This window comes from Variovorax sp. PBL-H6, assembly GCF_901827155.1.
Lineage (GTDB): Bacteria > Pseudomonadota > Gammaproteobacteria > Burkholderiales > Burkholderiaceae_C > Variovorax.
This window is the reverse complement of sequence record NZ_LR594659.1, coordinates 4,440,974-4,456,794: the sequence shown is the minus strand read 5'-3', so window position 1 is coordinate 4,456,794 and position 15,821 is coordinate 4,440,974. Positions and strand designations below refer to the sequence as shown.

At 66.2% G+C, this 15,821-nt stretch carries 15 protein-coding genes; all 15 read right to left on the bottom strand.

Annotation, left to right across the window (positions count from 1 at the left end):
• Positions 1 to 424: 424 nt before the first annotated feature.
• Entirely contained in the window at positions 425 to 1,408 is a 984-nt protein-coding gene (locus tag G3W89_RS21085; RefSeq protein WP_162576003.1) for a Bug family tripartite tricarboxylate transporter substrate binding protein, read from the bottom strand.
• Positions 1,409 to 1,492: 84 nt separating this feature from the next.
• On the bottom strand, positions 1,493 to 2,365 hold the full coding sequence (locus G3W89_RS21080) for a fumarylacetoacetate hydrolase family protein (protein WP_162576002.1): 873 nt from the start codon (positions 2,363 to 2,365) through the stop codon (positions 1,493 to 1,495).
• 118 nt (positions 2,366 to 2,483) lie between these two features.
• Positions 2,484 to 3,617 carry a molecular chaperone DnaJ gene (gene dnaJ / locus G3W89_RS21075; protein WP_162576001.1) on the bottom strand — a complete coding sequence of 378 codons (1,134 nt, stop codon included), beginning with the start codon at positions 3,615 to 3,617 and terminating at the stop codon, positions 2,484 to 2,486.
• Between the two features lie 77 nt (positions 3,618 to 3,694).
• Positions 3,695 to 5,650 (bottom strand): molecular chaperone DnaK, encoded by a 1,956-nt coding sequence (gene dnaK / locus G3W89_RS21070; RefSeq protein ID WP_162576000.1) that lies wholly within the window; start codon positions 5,648 to 5,650, stop codon positions 3,695 to 3,697.
• Positions 5,651 to 5,751: 101 nt separating this feature from the next.
• A complete protein-coding gene (gene grpE / locus G3W89_RS21065; RefSeq protein ID WP_162575999.1) occupies positions 5,752 to 6,318 on the bottom strand; it encodes a nucleotide exchange factor GrpE in 567 nt (188 codons plus the stop codon).
• A 146-nt stretch (positions 6,319 to 6,464) separates the two neighbouring features.
• Positions 6,465 to 6,815, bottom strand: a complete 351-nt coding sequence (locus G3W89_RS21060; protein ID WP_162575998.1) for an FKBP-type peptidyl-prolyl cis-trans isomerase — start codon at positions 6,813 to 6,815, stop codon at positions 6,465 to 6,467.
• A gap of 36 nt (positions 6,816 to 6,851) precedes the next feature.
• The gene (locus G3W89_RS21055; protein ID WP_162575997.1) at positions 6,852 to 7,217 is read right to left on the bottom strand and encodes a winged helix-turn-helix transcriptional regulator; all 366 of its coding nucleotides are present in this window, start codon (positions 7,215 to 7,217) and stop codon (positions 6,852 to 6,854) included.
• A 162-nt stretch (positions 7,218 to 7,379) separates the two neighbouring features.
• Positions 7,380 to 8,228 (bottom strand): archaetidylserine decarboxylase, encoded by an 849-nt coding sequence (gene asd, locus G3W89_RS21050; protein WP_162575996.1) that lies wholly within the window; start codon positions 8,226 to 8,228, stop codon positions 7,380 to 7,382.
• 65 nt (positions 8,229 to 8,293) lie between these two features.
• The gene (locus G3W89_RS21045; protein ID WP_162575995.1) at positions 8,294 to 9,286 is read right to left on the bottom strand and encodes a Bug family tripartite tricarboxylate transporter substrate binding protein; all 993 of its coding nucleotides are present in this window, start codon (positions 9,284 to 9,286) and stop codon (positions 8,294 to 8,296) included.
• A gap of 105 nt (positions 9,287 to 9,391) precedes the next feature.
• A complete protein-coding gene (locus tag G3W89_RS21040) occupies positions 9,392 to 10,489 on the bottom strand; it encodes a lactonase family protein (protein WP_162575994.1) in 1,098 nt (365 codons plus the stop codon).
• Between the two features lie 27 nt (positions 10,490 to 10,516).
• Entirely contained in the window at positions 10,517 to 11,281 is a 765-nt protein-coding gene (locus tag G3W89_RS21035; RefSeq protein WP_162575993.1) for an SDR family NAD(P)-dependent oxidoreductase, read from the bottom strand.
• Positions 11,282 to 11,295: 14 nt separating this feature from the next.
• Complete coding sequence (garD, locus tag G3W89_RS21030; protein WP_162575992.1) at positions 11,296 to 12,888, bottom strand: galactarate dehydratase; 1,593 nt, start codon at positions 12,886 to 12,888, stop codon at positions 11,296 to 11,298.
• A 57-nt stretch (positions 12,889 to 12,945) separates the two neighbouring features.
• On the bottom strand, positions 12,946 to 14,229 hold the full coding sequence (locus G3W89_RS21025) for a TRAP transporter large permease (protein WP_162575991.1): 1,284 nt from the start codon (positions 14,227 to 14,229) through the stop codon (positions 12,946 to 12,948).
• Entirely contained in the window at positions 14,229 to 14,756 is a 528-nt protein-coding gene (locus tag G3W89_RS21020; protein WP_162575990.1) for a TRAP transporter small permease, read from the bottom strand. The genes G3W89_RS21025 and G3W89_RS21020 overlap by 1 nt, the downstream gene beginning before the upstream one ends.
• A gap of 15 nt (positions 14,757 to 14,771) precedes the next feature.
• Positions 14,772 to 15,764, bottom strand: a complete 993-nt coding sequence (locus tag G3W89_RS21015; RefSeq protein WP_162575989.1) for a TRAP transporter substrate-binding protein — start codon at positions 15,762 to 15,764, stop codon at positions 14,772 to 14,774.
• Positions 15,765 to 15,821: the final 57 nt, after the last annotated feature.

Genomic DNA, 15,821 nt, shown 5'->3' with positions numbered 1-15,821 from the left:
CACCTCCATCGAGTCAGCGGGGCGCTGCCCGGAGTTTCCGTGCTGCACACATCGCATCGTTCGCAGGAATGGTGCCAGGTGAGTTGAGCACGCTTACGAAAAACTCCTCGAGCAGTAACTTGGCTCAAAGCATAGAACAAACAGGGCGTCGAGCAAATTGGTTTTCAAATAAGAACGAACCGTCCGTCTAAAAGTTCCAACGCGGAAGCGGAAGCAATCGGCATAAATGCGCTGCAATCGAGGAAAGCTTAGGACAGGAGACATAGCACCTTCACCGCCTGTACCGCATATGCCGATGTAGGACATCATCTTCGATTCGCGCTGGGACGTCAGCAGGACATGAGCAAAGACTATTTCCCACATGACGTAAACGCGACAGCGGCCGGCGAGATGAAAAAAAACGCCCCGAAGGGGCGCCATTTTGTTACTCGACCTTTCCGATCTTCCGGACTGCTTCGGTCATCACTCCAGCGTCGGTGCGCCAGTAGGACTGGAACTCGGGCGCATCGAGATAGGCCATGGGACTGCCGGCCTTCTCGATGACCTGGACCACGGCTGGATCCGCCGCCGCCTTGGCCGAGGCCGCGCGCAGCTTCCTGACCACGTCGTCCGGCGTGCCCGCCGGAACGAACAGCCCGGACCACTGCGCGAACTTCACGTTGAACCCGGCCTGTTCGAGGCTGGGGACGCCCGGCAGCGCTGCCAACGGCCGGTCGCCCCAATGCGCGAGCGCCCGCAGCTTGCCGGCCTTGATCTGCTGCACCACCGTCGCAGGCCCGCTGGCGACCGCGTCCACCTGGCCCGCAAGCAGAGCGACCACGGCAGGACCCGCGCCGGTGTAGGGGATGTGGGTCATGCGAAAGCCCGCTGCGCTCTTCAGCATTTCCATCGGCACGTGCATGGTGCCGTAGTTGCCGGAGCTGCCGTAGTTGTAAGCGCCAGGCCTGCGGCGTGCATCGGCCACGAACTCGGACAGCGTCTGCCAAGGCGCGTCGGCGCGGACCGCGAGCACGGTCGGATCGGCCGTGAAGCGAGCGATGGGGGTGAACTGGCTCGTCTGGTAGGCAGGCTTGCGCTCCAGGAGCAGGTCGGCCTCCGGCAGGATGGAGATCGAGGACAAGCTCAGCAGCACCGTGTAGCCGTCCGCTGGCGCGCGGGCCACGAAGCCGATACCCACCGCGCCGCCGGCGCCTGCCCGGTTCTCGACCACGACGGTCTGCCCGAGCTCGCGCGACAAGCCCTCCGCCACTGGCCGAGCGACCGTGTCGGCCACCCCGCCTGGCGGGAACGGCACGATCATGGTGATCGGCTTGGCCGGCCAGCTCGACTGGGCGGGCGTGCTTGCGGCAATGCAGCAAGCGACGGCGAGCAGCGTGGCTCGCAGCAGGGCGCGGCGGGGTCGGTGCATGGTTCTTGTCTCCGTTCTATGCAGCTATGCAGGGAAGTACTTGCGGAACTTTGCATCCGGGGATGCCGCGGAAACGTCCAGGCCTCAGGCGAAGCGGTTCTCCAGCGTGCCGAGCCCGTCGATCTCGATGCGGACCGTGTCACCCGCCTTCAGGTAGCGCGGCGGCGTGAAGCCCATGCCGACACCAGCCGGCGTACCGGTCGCGATCACGTCGCCCGGATACAGCGTGATGCCGCGCGAGCAGGTCTCGATCAGGCTCGGGATGTCGAAGATGAAATCCGTGGTGCGGGCGTCCTGGCGCAACTCGCCGTTGACCCAGCAGCGCACCCGGGTCTGCGTGCCGTCCAGCGCGTCGGCACTGACGATCCAGGGCCCCATCGGACAGAAGGTGTCGAAGGATTTGCCGAGATCCCATTGCTGGTGCCGCATCTGGACATCGCGCGCGGTGATGTCGTTGACGATGGTGTAGCCGAAGATGTGCGACATCGCTTCGGCGCGCGCGATGTTGCGGCCGGTCTTGCCGATGACCACGGCCAGCTCGGCCTCATAGTCGATCTGCGCCGAAATCGTGTCGCCCGGCAACCGGACCTCGTCGGCTGGCCCGATCACGCATTCGGGCACCTTCGTGAACACGATCGGCCATTCCTGGGGGTTCGCCGCGTTGTTCTTGAACACCGAGCTCGACAGCTCCTTGGCGTGCGCGTGGTAGTTACGGCCGACGCAGAACAGGTTGCGGCGCGGCAGGGGCAAAGGGGCTTCGAGCCTCACATCGGCGAGCGCCAGGGTCTCGCCGGTGGGCGCGGGCCACGCCGTGCCGACGGCCCGGTCTTCGATGAGGGGCAGGACACCGCGCTGCGCGCGACCGGCGTCGACGGCGAACGGGTGGAGGCTCTGCCCGTCATCGGCAACCAGCCCGACATGGCGGCGGCCTTGATACTGGTAGGAAGCGATGCGCAAGATGATCTCCTTGACGAGACCAAATGCTACCTTGAGCGGCCAATTCGGCCGCAGCCGCGCGACCGTGCACGGGCCTGAACCCATCAAGCCCGGACGCAGGGTTTTCCCTTGAGCGTGGCTAGCTGAAGAACTCCTTGGCCTTGTCGAACCAGCCCTTGTCGGTCGGGCTGTGCTTGTCGCCGCCCTTCCTGAGGGACTCGTCGAGTTCCTTCATCAGCTTGCGCTGGTGCTCGGTGAGCTTGACCGGCGTCTCGACGCGGATGTGGCAGTACAGGTCGCCGGGGTAGCTCGAGCGCACGCCCTTGATCCCCTTGCCGCGCAGGCGGAACTGCTTGCCGCTCTGGGTGCCGTCCGGAATGTCGATGGCCGCCGGGCCCTTGAGCGTGGGCACGCTGATCTCGCCGCCGAGCGCTGCGGTCGTGATGCTGACCGGCACCACGCAGTGCAAGTCGTCGCCGTCGCGCTCGAACAGCTCGTGCTTCTTCAGGCGGATCTCGATGTAGAGGTCGCCGGGCGGGCCGCCATTGGTGCCGGGCTCGCCATTGCCGGTGCTCCGGATGCGCATGCCATCGTCGATGCCGGCCGGGATCTTGACCTCGAGCGTCTTGTGGTTCTTGATCTTGCCCTGGCCGTGGCAGGTGGCGCAGGGCTCGGGAATGATCTTGCCGGTGCCGTGGCAGGTGGGGCAGGTCTGCTGCACGCTGAAGAAGCCCTGGCGCATCTGGACGACGCCGTTGCCATGGCAGGTGGTGCAGGTGATGGGCTTGGTGCCGGGCTTGGCGCCGGTGCCCTTGCAGGTGCCGCAGTCGTCCCAGCTGGGGATGCGGATCTGCGCATCCTTGCCGTCGGCCGCCTCCTCGAGCGTGATCTCCATCGCGTAGCTCAGGTCGCTGCCGCGGAACACCTGGCGGCCGCCGGCCCGGCCGCCGGCTCGGGCGCCGAACACGTCGCCGAAGATGTCGCCGAACGCTTCCGCAAAGCCGCCGAACCCTTCGGCTCCCGGGCCGCCGCGCATGTTGGGATCGACTCCCGCATGGCCGTACTGGTCGTAGGCGGCGCGCTTCTGCGGGTCCGACAGCATCTCGTAGGCTTCCTTGACCTCCTTGAACTTGGTCTCGGCATCCTTGCTGTCGCCATGGTTGCGGTCGGGGTGGTGCTTCATCGCGAGCTTGCGATAAGCCTTCTTGATTTCCTCCTCGCTTGCGTTCTTGGGAACGCCGAGGGTTTCGTAGTAGTCGCGTTTGGTGGCCATGTTCGGTAGCGGTGTCGAGAACAGAAAAGGCCGGATCGCCTTGTCAGGAGATCCAGCCTTGCACGGGCGTCTTCAGGTCAACCCTTCTTGACTTCCTTGACTTCGGCATCGACCACGTTGTCGTCGGCCGCGGCGCTGCCCGCAGCTTCCGGGCCAGCACCGGCTGCCCCGCCGCCCGGTGCCGCTCCGGCCGCACCGCCAGCCGCGGACTGGGCGTCGGCGTACATCTTCTCGCCGAGCTTCTGGCTGGCGGTCATCAGCGTGTTGGTCTTGTCCTCGATCGCTGCCTTGTCCTCGCCCTTGAGGACTTCTTCCAGTTCCTTGATCGCGGCTTCGATCTTTTCCTTCTCGCCGGTTTCAAGGCTCGCGCCATGCTCGGCCAGCGACTTCTTCACGCTGTGGGCCATGGCTTCGCCCTGGTTGCGGGCCTGGGCCAGCTCGACCTTCTTCTTGTCCTCGGCCGCGTTGAGCTCGGCGTCCTTCACCATCTTCTGGATCTCGTCCTCCGACAGGCCCGAGTTCGCCTTGATGGTGATCTTGTTCTCCTTGCCGGTGCCCTTGTCCTTGGCGCCGACGTGCAGGATGCCGTTGGCGTCGATGTCGAAGCTGACCTCGATCTGCGGCGTGCCGCGCCCGGCCGGCGGAATGCCCTCGAGGTTGAACTCGCCCAGCAGCTTGTTGCCCGCGGCCACCTCGCGTTCGCCCTGGAACACCTTGATGGTCACGGCCGGCTGGTTGTCTTCGGCCGTCGAGAAGGTCTGCGCGAACTTGGTAGGAATCGTGGTGTTCTTCGTGATCATCTTGGTCATCACGCCGCCCATCGTCTCGATACCGAGCGACAGCGGGGTCACGTCGAGCAGCAGCACGTCCTTGCGATCGCCCGAGAGCACCTGGCCCTGGATCGCGGCGCCGACGGCCACCGCCTCGTCGGGGTTGACGTCCTTGCGCGGCTCGCGGCCGAAGAACTCCTTCACCTTTTCCTGCACCTTGGGCATGCGGGTCATGCCGCCGACCAGGATCACGTCATGGATGTCGTTGACCGACACGCCGGCGTCCTTGATGGCAGTGCGGCAGGGCGCAATGGTGCGCTCGATCAGCTCGTCGACCAGGCTCTCCAGCTTGGCGCGGGTGAGCTTGATGTTCAGGTGCTTCGGGCCCGAGGCGTCGGCCGTGATGTAGGGCAGGTTGACGTCGGTCTGCGCGCTGTTCGACAGCTCGATCTTCGCCTTCTCGGCCGCTTCCTTCAGGCGCTGCAGGGCGAGCACGTCCTTGCTCAGGTCCACGCCCTGGTCCTTCTTGAACTCGCCGATGATGTAGTCGATCACGCGCTGGTCGAAGTCCTCGCCGCCGAGGAAGGTGTCGCCGTTGGTCGACAGCACCTCGAACTGCTTCTCGCCGTCGACGTCCGCGATCTCGATGATCGAGATGTCGAAGGTGCCGCCGCCCAGGTCATACACGGCGATCTTGCGGTCCGCGCGGTCCTGCTTGTCGAGGCCGAAGGCCAGGGCAGCCGCCGTTGGCTCGTTGATGATGCGCTTCACGTCCAGCCCGGCGATGCGGCCCGCGTCCTTGGTGGCCTGGCGCTGGCTGTCGTTGAAGTAGGCCGGCACGGTGATCACGGCCTCGGTCACGGCCTCGCCGAGGTAGTCCTCGGCGGTCTTCTTCATCTTGCGCAGGATCTCGGCGCTGACCTGGGGCGGCGCCAGCTTCTTGCCGCGCACCTCCACCCAGGCGTCGCCGTTGTCGGCCTTGCTGATGGTGTAGGGCATCAGGTCGATGTCCTTCTGGACTTCCTTCTCCTCGAACTTGCGGCCGATCAGGCGTTTGACGGCGTAGACGGTGTTCCTGGGGTTGGTCACCGCCTGGCGCTTGGCCGAGGCGCCGACGAGCACTTCGCCGTCTTCCTGGTACGCGACGATCGAAGGCGTGGTGCGGGCGCCTTCGGAGTTCTCGATGACGCGAGTCGTGTTGCCTTCCATGATCGACACGCACGAGTTCGTGGTGCCGAGGTCGATGCCGATGATTTTGCCCATGTTGTTTCTCCTGAACGCGAAAAAGATGTTGTTGTGAACTTGTGGATAACCCGGCTCGATTCAAGGGAAGAAGCGGGGATTTCCTGTGGGTTTCGTGGGGATCAGTTGGCCGGTGAGACGGTCACCAATGCGGGCCGCAGCACCCGCTCGGCGATGGTGTAGCCCTTCTGCAGCACGCCGACGATGGTGTTGGGCTCCTGGCCTTCGACCGGCACCACGGAGATCGCCTGATGCTGGTGCGGATCGAACCTGCTGCCGGCGGCCGGCGCGATCTCGATCACCTTGTTGCGCTCCAGCGCGCTCTTGAGCTGGCGCAGCGTGGCTTCGGCGCCTTCGCGGATCTGCTCGGGCGTGGCGTCCTTGTGCGCCTGGCCGGCCTCGAGGCTGTCGAGCACCGGCAGCAGGCTCTCGGCGAAGGACTCGATGGCGAACTTGCGGCCCTTGGTGATCTCCTCATCGGCGCGGCGGCGTGCGTTCTGCACATCGGCCTGGGCCCGCAGGAACTGGTCGGTCAGCTCGGCGTTCCTGGCCTTGAGCTGGGCGATCTCGGCCGTGGCGGCGGTCAGCGCATCCGCCTCGTTGGCGGCTTGCGCGGCCTCCAGTTCCTCGGGGCTGGCTTCGCCTTGCAGCGTATCGGGATTCGATGGTGGGTTTTGCGGGTCAGTCATGCTCAAAAAGCCGGCGGCCTCGCCGGGTACTCAAGAAGAAGAGAACGATCACGGCCAACTGGGGCCGATGGGGGAGATTTCAAGCAAAAAAATGCGCCCCGGGAGGCGCATTTCGCGAGCGGCAGCGGTACGCCGCGGACGGCTGCTCAATGGGTGTCGAGCAGCTCCACATCGAATTTCAGGGTGGCGTTCGGCGGGATCACGCCACCGGCGCCGCGCGCACCGTAGCCCAGCGCGGGCGGAATGATCAGCGTGCGCTTTCCGCCGATCTTCATGCCGGCGACGCCCTCGTCCCAGCCCTTGATGACCTGGCCGGCGCCGAGCGAGAAGGCGAAGGGGTCGTTGCGGTCGCGGCTGGAATCGAACTTCGCGCCTTGCACGCCGTCGTTGTAGAGCCAGCCGGTGTAGTGCACGTGCACGTGGTGGCCGGCTTGCGCTTCGGCGCCATCGCCGACAACGCTGTCTTCATACTGGAGGCCGGAGGGAGTGGTGGGCATGGCGTTTCCTTGGGGATTGAGGGAAAGCCCTGCAGTTTAACGAGGCGCCGGTGGTGTCTCCGGCGGCGGCTCGAGCGGCTTGAGCGGCGGCGGGACGTTCTTCTTGACCTGGTTGAGCTGCCATTTCACCGCGAAGGCCTGCAGGTCCGAGAGCCGCCTGAGCAGGTCCTGGCCCGTGGGTGTCAGGCTGTAGCCCTCGCCGCCGTGGCTCACGATGCCGGCCTCTCGCATCTCCTTGATGCGGGTGTTGAGCGTGTTGGGCGTGATGTTGCCGACGCTGTCCTGCAGCAGCCGGAAGGTCTGCGCGTGGCCGTCGCGCAGCGCCCACAGGACGCGCAGCGCGTAGCGCGCTTCGAGCAACGCGAGCAGTTGGCTGACCGCCGCGTTTTCCTTGCTGCTCATTCAGGGCATCTCCTCGGGAGGACGGCGGCGGCGGCGAGCGGCGCTGCATGTTCTTGTCGACCCGGCCACCGACCGGGCCGGCGACTATATCCCAGATGGCAGTGTGCTACAAGTTTCATAGCTGGCCGGGCAAGCCAGCTGCGGGCTGCGAAAGCAGGGGGCTCAGGCGCCGGGGTAGCGCGCCATGGCTTCGCCGAGGCGCACCGCGCGGGCCGGCGCCCAGGCGGGATTGAATTCCAGGGGCGGCTTGGGGAACAGCATCACCACCGTCGAGCCGAGCAGGAAGCGGCCCATCTCCTCGCCTTGCCCGAGCACGATCTGCCGATCTTCATAGCGCCATTCGCGCAGCTCGCCGCCGCGCGGCGGGTTGACGACCCCATGCCAGACGGTCGCCATGCTGCCGACGATGGTGGCGCCGACCAAGGCCAGCACGAAGGGCCCGCGCGCCGACTCGAAGACGCACACCACGCGCTCGTTGCGCGCAAAGAGGCCCGGCACGCCGCGCGCCGTGACCGGGTTCACCGAGAACAGGTCGCCCGGCACGTGGATCATCCGCACCAGCCGCCCTTCGCAGGGCATGTGGATGCGGTGGTAGTCCTTCGGGCTCAGGTACAGCGTGGCGAAGCTGCCGTGCTGGAACTGGGCAGCCAGCGCCGCGTCGCCGCCCACCAGCGCGGTGGTGGTGTAGAGATGGCCCTTGGCCTGGATGATCTGGTCGCCCTCGATCGGGCCGAACTGGCTGATCGCGCCGTCGACGGGGCAGACCAGGTCGGCCTGCGCGATCGGCCGCATGCCGGGCTTCAGGGCGCGGGTGAAAAACTCGTTGAAGCTGGGGTAGCTCGCGATGTCGCTGTTCAGCGCCTCGGCCATGTCGACGCCGTACTTGGCGACGAAGCGCCGGATGATCCACGTCGTGACCGCGCCGCGCTCCTTGCCCGCCACCCAGCCGGCAAAGTTGGTCAGCGCCTGCTTGGGAAACAGGTACTGCGGCAGGACGGCGAATCGGGACACGGCGGGCTTCCGGAAAAGGAAGGCGATTCTAGCCAGCGCTCCGGCGGTCGCCTGCGGGACGGCGCCTACTCCGGCTTGATGTTCGCGGCCTTGATCACCTGCGCCCACTTCTCGACTTCGGCCTTCTGGAAGGCGGCGATCTGCGCGGTGCTCATGTCGGCCGGCTGCATGCCGAAGCCCTTGAGCTTGTCCTGCATCTCGGGCTCGGCCAGGATCTTGCGGATCTCGGCGTGCATCCGGTCGACCACCGGCGCCGGCGTGCCGGCCGGCACGAAGATGGCCTGCCACGACAGCACCTCGAAGTCCTGGAGGCCGGGCAGGCCCGACTCCGCCACGGTCGGCACGTCCGGCAAGGAAGGCAGGCGCTTGGCCGAGCTGACCGCGATCGCGCGCAGCTTGCCGCTCTGGATGTGCGGGCCGGCGACCACCGTGGTGTCGAACATCATGTCGACCTGGCCACCGATCACGTCCTGGATCGCCGGACCGCTGCCCTTGTAGGGCACATGCGTGAACTTGACGCCCGACTTGTAGGCGAGCAGTTCCAGCGTGAGGTGCTGCGAGGTGCCGGTGCCGGCCGAAGCGGAGGAGAGCCCGCCCGACTTGGTCTTGCTGGCTTCCAGCACATCCTTCAGCGTCTTGTAGGGACTGGCCTGGTTCACGACCAGCACCACCGGATTGGTCCCGATCAGCGTGACCGGCGCGAAGGACTTCAGCGGGTCGTACCCGATCTTCGGATAGAGGCTCACGTTGATGGCATGCGAGCTGATGGTGCCCCCGAGCATCGTGTAGCCGTCGGGCGCGGCGCGCGAGGCGATTTCGGAGCCGATGCTGCCACCTGCCCCGCCCTTGTTGTCGATCACGACGCTGGTGCCGAGCACCGGCCCGAGCTTCTGGGCAATCAGGCGGCCGAGCACGTCGGTGGTGCCGCCGGCCGGAAAGGGCACGATGTAGGTGATGGCCTTGCCGGACGGCCATTGGCCTTGCGCGAGGGCGGACAGGCCCGGCAGGCCCGCGGCGAGCGAGGCGAGCGCGGTGTGGATCAGGGTGCGGCGTTGCATGAAGTTGTCTCCTTGAGGTGCAGGTAATAAATAGAGGGCGGCATGTGCAGTGTTTGCCGGCGATAAGCGCCCGGGGCGCCCGGAGCGCCCAAGGCACTCAAGCGCTCAAGGCGCCTCGACGATCTCGACCCAGTTCGGGTTCTTGCCGACCGGTAGCCGCTGTGGCGTGCCGAGAGCTCCCGTTGCAGCATCGATGGGGTACACCGAGGCGCTGTGGGACTCCTGTCCGACGGCGACGAGGTAGCGCCCGCTCGGATCGATGGCGAAGCCGCGCGGTGTCTTCTCGGTCGGTGTCTGCCCCAGCGGCTGCAGCCGGCCTGTCGCGGTATCCACCTTGAAGGCCGACAGCGTGCTGGACGTGCGCTCCGACGCGTAGAGATAGCGGCCGTCCGGTGTCAGATGCAGATCCGAGGCCCACGGCTTGCCCGTGAAGCCTTCGGGCAGGGTGCTGGTGCTTTGCTGCAGCTGGAGCGTGCCGCGCGCGGCGTCCCAGGCGTACACATGCAGCCGGGCGTCGAGCTCGTCGAGGAGGTACACGAATCGCTGCGCCTTGTCCCAGACGAAGTGGCGCGGTCCGGACTTCGCGGCCCCGGTCGTCAGCGCCGGCTCGTTGGGCGACAGCATGCCGGCCTCTGCATCGAAGCGCCAGCTCGAGACCTGGTCGCCGCCGAGGCTGGTCGCCAGCACGTAGCGGTTGCTGGCATCGGCGTGGATCGCGTGCGCATTCGGCGCTGTCGGAAGCAGCTGGTGGACCGCGCCCACAGCGCCTGTCTTGTCGACACTGTTGACCGTGATCTTGTGCCCCGGGTAGGAGGCTGCGAACAGCCAGCGCCCGGTCGCGTCGGTGTCGATGTTCGCCATGCTGTCGGCCAGCGGCGCTTCGCCCAGCTTCTTCAGCCTGCCGCTCGCGCGATCGATGGAGAAACTCAGGACCCGGAAAGGTTGCGAGCGAAGCGCGGCGTACAGGAAACGCTTGTCGGGGCTGACCGCCAGCGGCATGACCATGCCGCCGACATTCACCGATTCGACCATCTTCAGCGTGCCCTGGTGGCGGTCGAGCTCGAGAACCGAGATCTCCTCGCTGTCCGCATTGGACACGTAGACCCAGGTAGCGGCCGACGCGCCGCCGCCGAGCCCGATGAGTCCGGGCGCGAGCAGCAGTGCCAGGCGGCGCAGCGTGCGAGAAGCAGTGGCTTGATGCATGTTCTTGTTCTCGATGCTTTGAAGGGCTCAGGGCATGTACTGCCCGCCGTTGACCTCGAGGCTCTGGCCTGTCACATAGCCCGAGAGCTGCTCCGAGGCGAGATAGAGGAAGGCGCCCACGCAATCGTCCGGGGAGCCGATGCGGGCCATCGGAATGGTGGCCTTGAAGGACTCGAGCATCTGCGGTGTCGAGTAGCGGTCGTGGAACGGTGTCTGGATCACGCCCGGGGCCACCGCGTTGACCCGGATGCGATCGGCCGCGAGTTCCTTTGCCAGTCCGCGGGTTGCCGTGGTGACGAAGCCCTTGGCGCCGGCATACAGGTAAGCCCCGGGCCCGCCGCCGTGGCGCGCCGCGACCGACGACACGTTGATGATGCTGCCGCCGCGTCCCTGCGCGCGCATCAGCGGCACCACCTCGCGACAGAACGCGAGCACGGAGCGCGCGTTGAGATGCATGACCTCGTCGAAGAGCGCGTCCTCGAAGTCGGCGATAGGCACGCGCTGGACCAGCCCGCCCGCGTTGTTCACCAGGACGTCGATGCCGCCCCAGCGCGCCTTCGTCTCGAGCACGACCCGACGAATCGCCTGCGTGTCGCGCACATCCCCCTGCAGGGCGAAGGCCTCGCCACCGTCGGACGTGATCGCATCGACCAGCGCCTTCGCGGGACCGGCCGAGGCGTTGTAGTGCACCGCCACCCGCATCCCGCGTGCAGCGTACGCGCGGGCGACGGCGGCGCCGATGCCGGTGCTCGCGCCGGTGACCAGTGCGATCCGGCCTTTGAGGTCTTCCATGGCTTCTCTTCCTTTCAGGTGACGGGTGCGGGGTTGAACAGAACCAGTGCGTTGTGCAGCTTCCAGTGCTCGGCCCAGGTTTTCTTGCGGCCGCTCGCGACGTCGAGCATCAGGCGGAACAGCTCCCAGCCCACGTCCTCGATGCTCGCCTCGCCGTCCGCGATGCGGCCTGCATTGACGTCCATCAGGTCGTGCCAGCGGCGGGCCAGCTCGCTGCGCGTGGCGACCTTGATCACCGGCACCTCGGCCAGCCCGTAGGGCGTGCCGCGGCCGGTGGTGAAGACGTGCAGGTTGATGCCGGCCGCGAGCTGCAGCGTGCCGCAGATGAAATCGGAGGCCGGCGTTGCCGCATAGAGCAGGCCCTTCTGCCGCGCCTTTTCACCGGGCGGCACCACGCCGGAGATCGGCGCGCTGCCCGACTTCACGATCGAGCCCATCGCCTTCTCGACGATGTTGGAGAGCCCGCCCTTCTTGTTGCCGGGCGTGGTGTTGGCGCTGCGGTCGACCCGTCCGCGGTCCAGGTAGGCGTCGTACCAGGCCATTTCGCGGATCATGGCCTCGGCCACCTCGGGCGTGGTGGCCCGCGAGGTCAGCTGGTCGATGCCGTCCCGCACCTCCGTCACTTCCGAGAACATCACGGTGGCGCCGGCGCGTACGAGCAGGTCGGTGCAGAAGCCGACGGCCGGGTTGGCCGTGACACCCGAGAAGGCGTCGCTTCCGCCGCACTGCACGCCGACCACCAGCTCGCTGGCCGGCACCGTCTCGCGCCGCCGGGCGTCCAGCCGCTCCAGGTGTTCCTCGGCCTGGCGCAGGATGGAATCGACCATCGACATGAAGCCGACGTGCGCTTCGTCCTGCAGGCAGACCACGTCGAGCTTCGGCTCGGCCGTTTCGCCGATATCGGCCACGTTGCGCTCGTCGATCAGCGGGATGGTGCCCGGCGGCAGCAGCCGCTCGGGCTGCAGCTTCTCGCAGCCCAGGCTCACGACCATCACCTCGCCGCCGAAGTTCGGGTTGAGGCTGATGTTGCGCAGCGTGCGTATCGGAATGACGGCGTCGGGCGCATCGATGGCCACGCCGCAGCCATAGCCGTGCTCCAGCGCGACCACGTCGTCGACGTTCGGGTACTTCGGCAGCAGCTCGGCCTTGATGCGCTGCACCGCGAAATCGGTGACGCCCGCCACGCATTGCACAGTCTGGGTGATGGCCAGGATGTTGCGCGTGCCGACCGAGCCGTCCGGGTTGCGATAGCCCTCGAAGCTGTACCCCTCGAGCGGCGCCGGCGTCGGGGGCTTCACGGTCGCGATCGGCAGGCCATCGAGGGCGCGGGCGGCGGGCATTCGCAGAAGGCGCTCATGGACCCAGCTGCCGGCCGCGATGGGCTTCAGCGCGTAACCGATCACGACGTCGTAGCGGCGCACCTCGCCGCCTTCGGGAATGTCGGCCAGCGCGACCTTGTGCGCCTGCGGCACTTTCTCGACCAGGGTCAGCCCGGAGGGGAAGACCGTGCCTGCGGGCAGGCCGCCGTCGTTGGCCACGATCGCGACGTTGTCGCGCTCGTGCATGCGGATGGTCAGCGGGGCAGTGGCTTGGAGCGTGGGGTTCATGGACGACAACTCATTCGGACAGCGCGACGACTTCGACCCAGATCAAGAGTTCAGGTTTCAGAGGCCGAGCGCGTGCGGCAGCCACAGCGACAGCGCGGGCACATAGGTCACGGCGATCAGCACCACGAACAGCGCGACCAGGAAGGGCGCCGCCGCCCGTGTGACGACCCCGATCGGCAACTTGGAGACCGCGCTTCCGACGAACAGCACCGTGCCGACCGGCGGCGTGATCAGGCCGATACCCAGGTTGACCATCATGATCATGCCGAAGTGCACCGGATCGACGCCGAGCAGCTTGACCACGGGCAGCAGGATCGGCGTGAGAATCAGGATCAGCGGGGACATGTCCATCAGCGTCCCGAGGACCAGCAGCATGACGTTGATCAACATCAGGATCACGTACTTGTTGTCCGAGACGCTGGTGAAGAAGGTCGTGACCTTCAGCGGAATCTGCATCAGCGTCATCATGTAGCCGAAGCTGGCCGCGAAGCCGATCAGGATCATCACGATCGTCACGGTCTTCACCGTGCGATGCACCAGCTTCGGGAGGTCGCGCCACTTGTAGTCGCGGTAGATGAACATGGTGACGAAGAATGCCCAGACCACCGCGATCGAGGCCGATTCATTGGCGGTGAATACGCCCGACAGGATGCCCCCGAGGATGATCACCATGGTCATCAGCCCCCACATTGCATCGAGGCAAATCTTCAATGCCTGTCGCAGCGGAATCACCTCGCCCTTGGGGTAGTTTTTCCGGCTGGCAATGACCAGGCACAGGACGGCAAGCGTCAGGCCCATCAGCAGCCCCGGCACCACGCCCGCCACGAACAGGCTGGCGATCGAGACCGAGCCGCCGGCGGCCAGCGAATACAGCACCGCGTTGTGGCTGGGCGGAATCAGGATGGCCTGCACCGAGCCGCTGACCGTCACGGCGGTCGCGAAATCGCGCGGATAGCCTTTCCTTTCCATTTCGGGAATGAGGACCGAGCCGATGGAGGCGGTGTCGGCCACCGACGATCCGGAGATTGCGCCGAAGAAGGTGGAAGCCAGGATGTTCACCAGCGAAAGGCCGCCACGAATGAAGCCCACCAGCACGCCCGCGAACGCCACCAGCCGGCGCGACATGCCGCCCTCGGCCATGATGGCCCCGGCCAGCACGAAGAAGGGGATGGCCAGCAGCGAGAACTTGTTGACGCCGGATGCGAGCTGGATCATCACCGCGTCCAGCGGGATGTCGATCCAGAACGCGCCGATCAGCGCCGACAGCCCCAGGGCGTAGGCGATGGGCATGCCCACCATCATCAGCAGCGCGAAGCTGCCGAGCAGAACGAGGGCGTCCATCAGCGGGCTCCCTCGGCGTCGGCGAGTTCCTCGTAGCGCACGACGTCCCGGTGCGCCTGGCTGCCGAAGACCATGCGCTCGATCACGAAGACGAGCGTTGCGGCGGAACCGATGGGCAAGGCGGCGTAGGTGACGCCGACGGGCAACCAGCTCAGTTCGCTGATCGACTGGTGCCACGTCTCCATGCACAGCCGCGTGCCGTAGTAGGCGACGAACGCGCACACGAGGATCATCAGCAGGTCCACCAGCACCGAAATGACCTTCTTCAGGGAGTCGCGCAGGAGGTCGGTGATCATCGACACGGCGATGTGCGCACCGGCCCGATAGCCCGCCGCGGCCCCGACGAAGGTGAAGACCATCATGAACAGGATCGCGACGGGCTCCGGCCACTGCGAGCCGGTGCCAAGCACATAACGCGTGAACACCCCCCACGGAATGATCAGGGACATCAGGAAGATGGCGAAACCGGCCAGCCAGATGCAGGCCAGGTACAGCCGATCGCAAACGCGCACGAAGAGGGGGTCCATGGCGGAGGGCGCTCCCTATTTCGTCGCTTCGATGCGCTTGATCAGGCCTGCGTAGTCGGCACCGTACTTGGCCCGGACCGGCGCCGTCGCGTCATAGAAGGGCTTGTTGTCGATGTTGATGAATTCGACGCCCGCCGCCTTCAGCTTGGCCGTGTAGTCGGCCACGCTCTTGTCCCACAGCGCGCGCTGCTCCAGTTGCGCTTCGCGCGAGAACTTCTTCACCAGCGCCTGGTCGTCCTTCGACAGCTTGTCCCAGGTGACTTTGGACATGACGAAGATTTCGGGAATGATCAGGTGGTTGGTCTGCGTGTAGTACTTGGCGCCGGCCTGGAAGTGATTGGCGGTGAAGAGGGTTGGCGGGTTGTTTTCCGCACCATCGACCACGCCCGTCTGGATGGCGGTGAAGACTTCGCCGTAGCCCATCGAGATGCCGTTGCCGCCCATCGCGTTCATCGTGTCGACGAACAAGGGGTTGCCCATCATGCGGATCTTCATGCCCTTCAGGTCGGCGGGCGTGCGTACCGGCTTCTTCGTATAGAGGCTGCGCGAGCCGCCGTCCATCCAGCCGAGCCCCACGAGCTTGGCGGGCGACGCCGTGATCTTGTCGAGCATTTCCTGACCGATCGGCCCGTCGATCACGGCGCGCATGTGGGCTTCGTCGCGGAACACGAAAGGCATATTGAAGACGTTGACTTCAGGCACCACCGGGCCGATGGGCCCGAGCGAGGTGCGCAGGATCTGGATCGCGCCCACTTGCGTCTGCTCGATCATCTCCTTCTCGCCGCCAAGCACGGAGCCGGGGAACATCTGGATCTTGATGCGCCCCTTGGTCGCCTCTTCCAGCTTCTTGCCCATGTGTTCGATCGCCACCACGTTGGGGTAGCCCGCGGGATGCACGTCGGCGGCCTTGAGCGTCATCGTCTGGGCGGATGCCAGCCCGGGAAGAGTGGTCCAGGCAATGGCCGCCGCGGCTGCGCAGGCGGCCATGAGGGTGCGAGAGAGCGTCATGAAAAGTCTCCTGTGGGTGTGTGTGATCGTGGGACGCGAGAAAAAGAGGTGCCCGGC

What these genes read in the sequence shown, in the direction of transcription:
- G3W89_RS21055 (WP_162575997.1), bottom strand. Translation starts at nt 7,217, where the DNA reads ATGAGCAGCAAGGAAAACGCGGCGGTCAGCCAACTGCTCGCGTTGCTC.
- G3W89_RS21015 (WP_162575989.1), bottom strand. Translation starts at nt 15,764, where the DNA reads ATGACGCTCTCTCGCACCCTCATGGCCGCCTGCGCAGCCGCGGCGGCC.
- garD (WP_162575992.1), bottom strand. Translation starts at nt 12,888, where the DNA reads ATGAACCCCACGCTCCAAGCCACTGCCCCGCTGACCATCCGCATGCAC.
- G3W89_RS21035 (WP_162575993.1), bottom strand. Translation starts at nt 11,281, where the DNA reads ATGGAAGACCTCAAAGGCCGGATCGCACTGGTCACCGGCGCGAGCACC.
- G3W89_RS21085 (WP_162576003.1), bottom strand. Translation starts at nt 1,408, where the DNA reads ATGCACCGACCCCGCCGCGCCCTGCTGCGAGCCACGCTGCTCGCCGTC.
- dnaK (WP_162576000.1), bottom strand. Translation starts at nt 5,650, where the DNA reads ATGGGCAAAATCATCGGCATCGACCTCGGCACCACGAACTCGTGCGTG.
- grpE (WP_162575999.1), bottom strand. Translation starts at nt 6,318, where the DNA reads ATGACTGACCCGCAAAACCCACCATCGAATCCCGATACGCTGCAAGGC.
- G3W89_RS21045 (WP_162575995.1), bottom strand. Translation starts at nt 9,286, where the DNA reads ATGCAACGCCGCACCCTGATCCACACCGCGCTCGCCTCGCTCGCCGCG.
- G3W89_RS21025 (WP_162575991.1), bottom strand. Translation starts at nt 14,229, where the DNA reads ATGGACGCCCTCGTTCTGCTCGGCAGCTTCGCGCTGCTGATGATGGTG.
- G3W89_RS21020 (WP_162575990.1), bottom strand. Translation starts at nt 14,756, where the DNA reads ATGGACCCCCTCTTCGTGCGCGTTTGCGATCGGCTGTACCTGGCCTGC.
- G3W89_RS21040 (WP_162575994.1), bottom strand. Translation starts at nt 10,489, where the DNA reads ATGCATCAAGCCACTGCTTCTCGCACGCTGCGCCGCCTGGCACTGCTG.
- G3W89_RS21060 (WP_162575998.1), bottom strand. Translation starts at nt 6,815, where the DNA reads ATGCCCACCACTCCCTCCGGCCTCCAGTATGAAGACAGCGTTGTCGGC.
- dnaJ (WP_162576001.1), bottom strand. Translation starts at nt 3,617, where the DNA reads ATGGCCACCAAACGCGACTACTACGAAACCCTCGGCGTTCCCAAGAAC.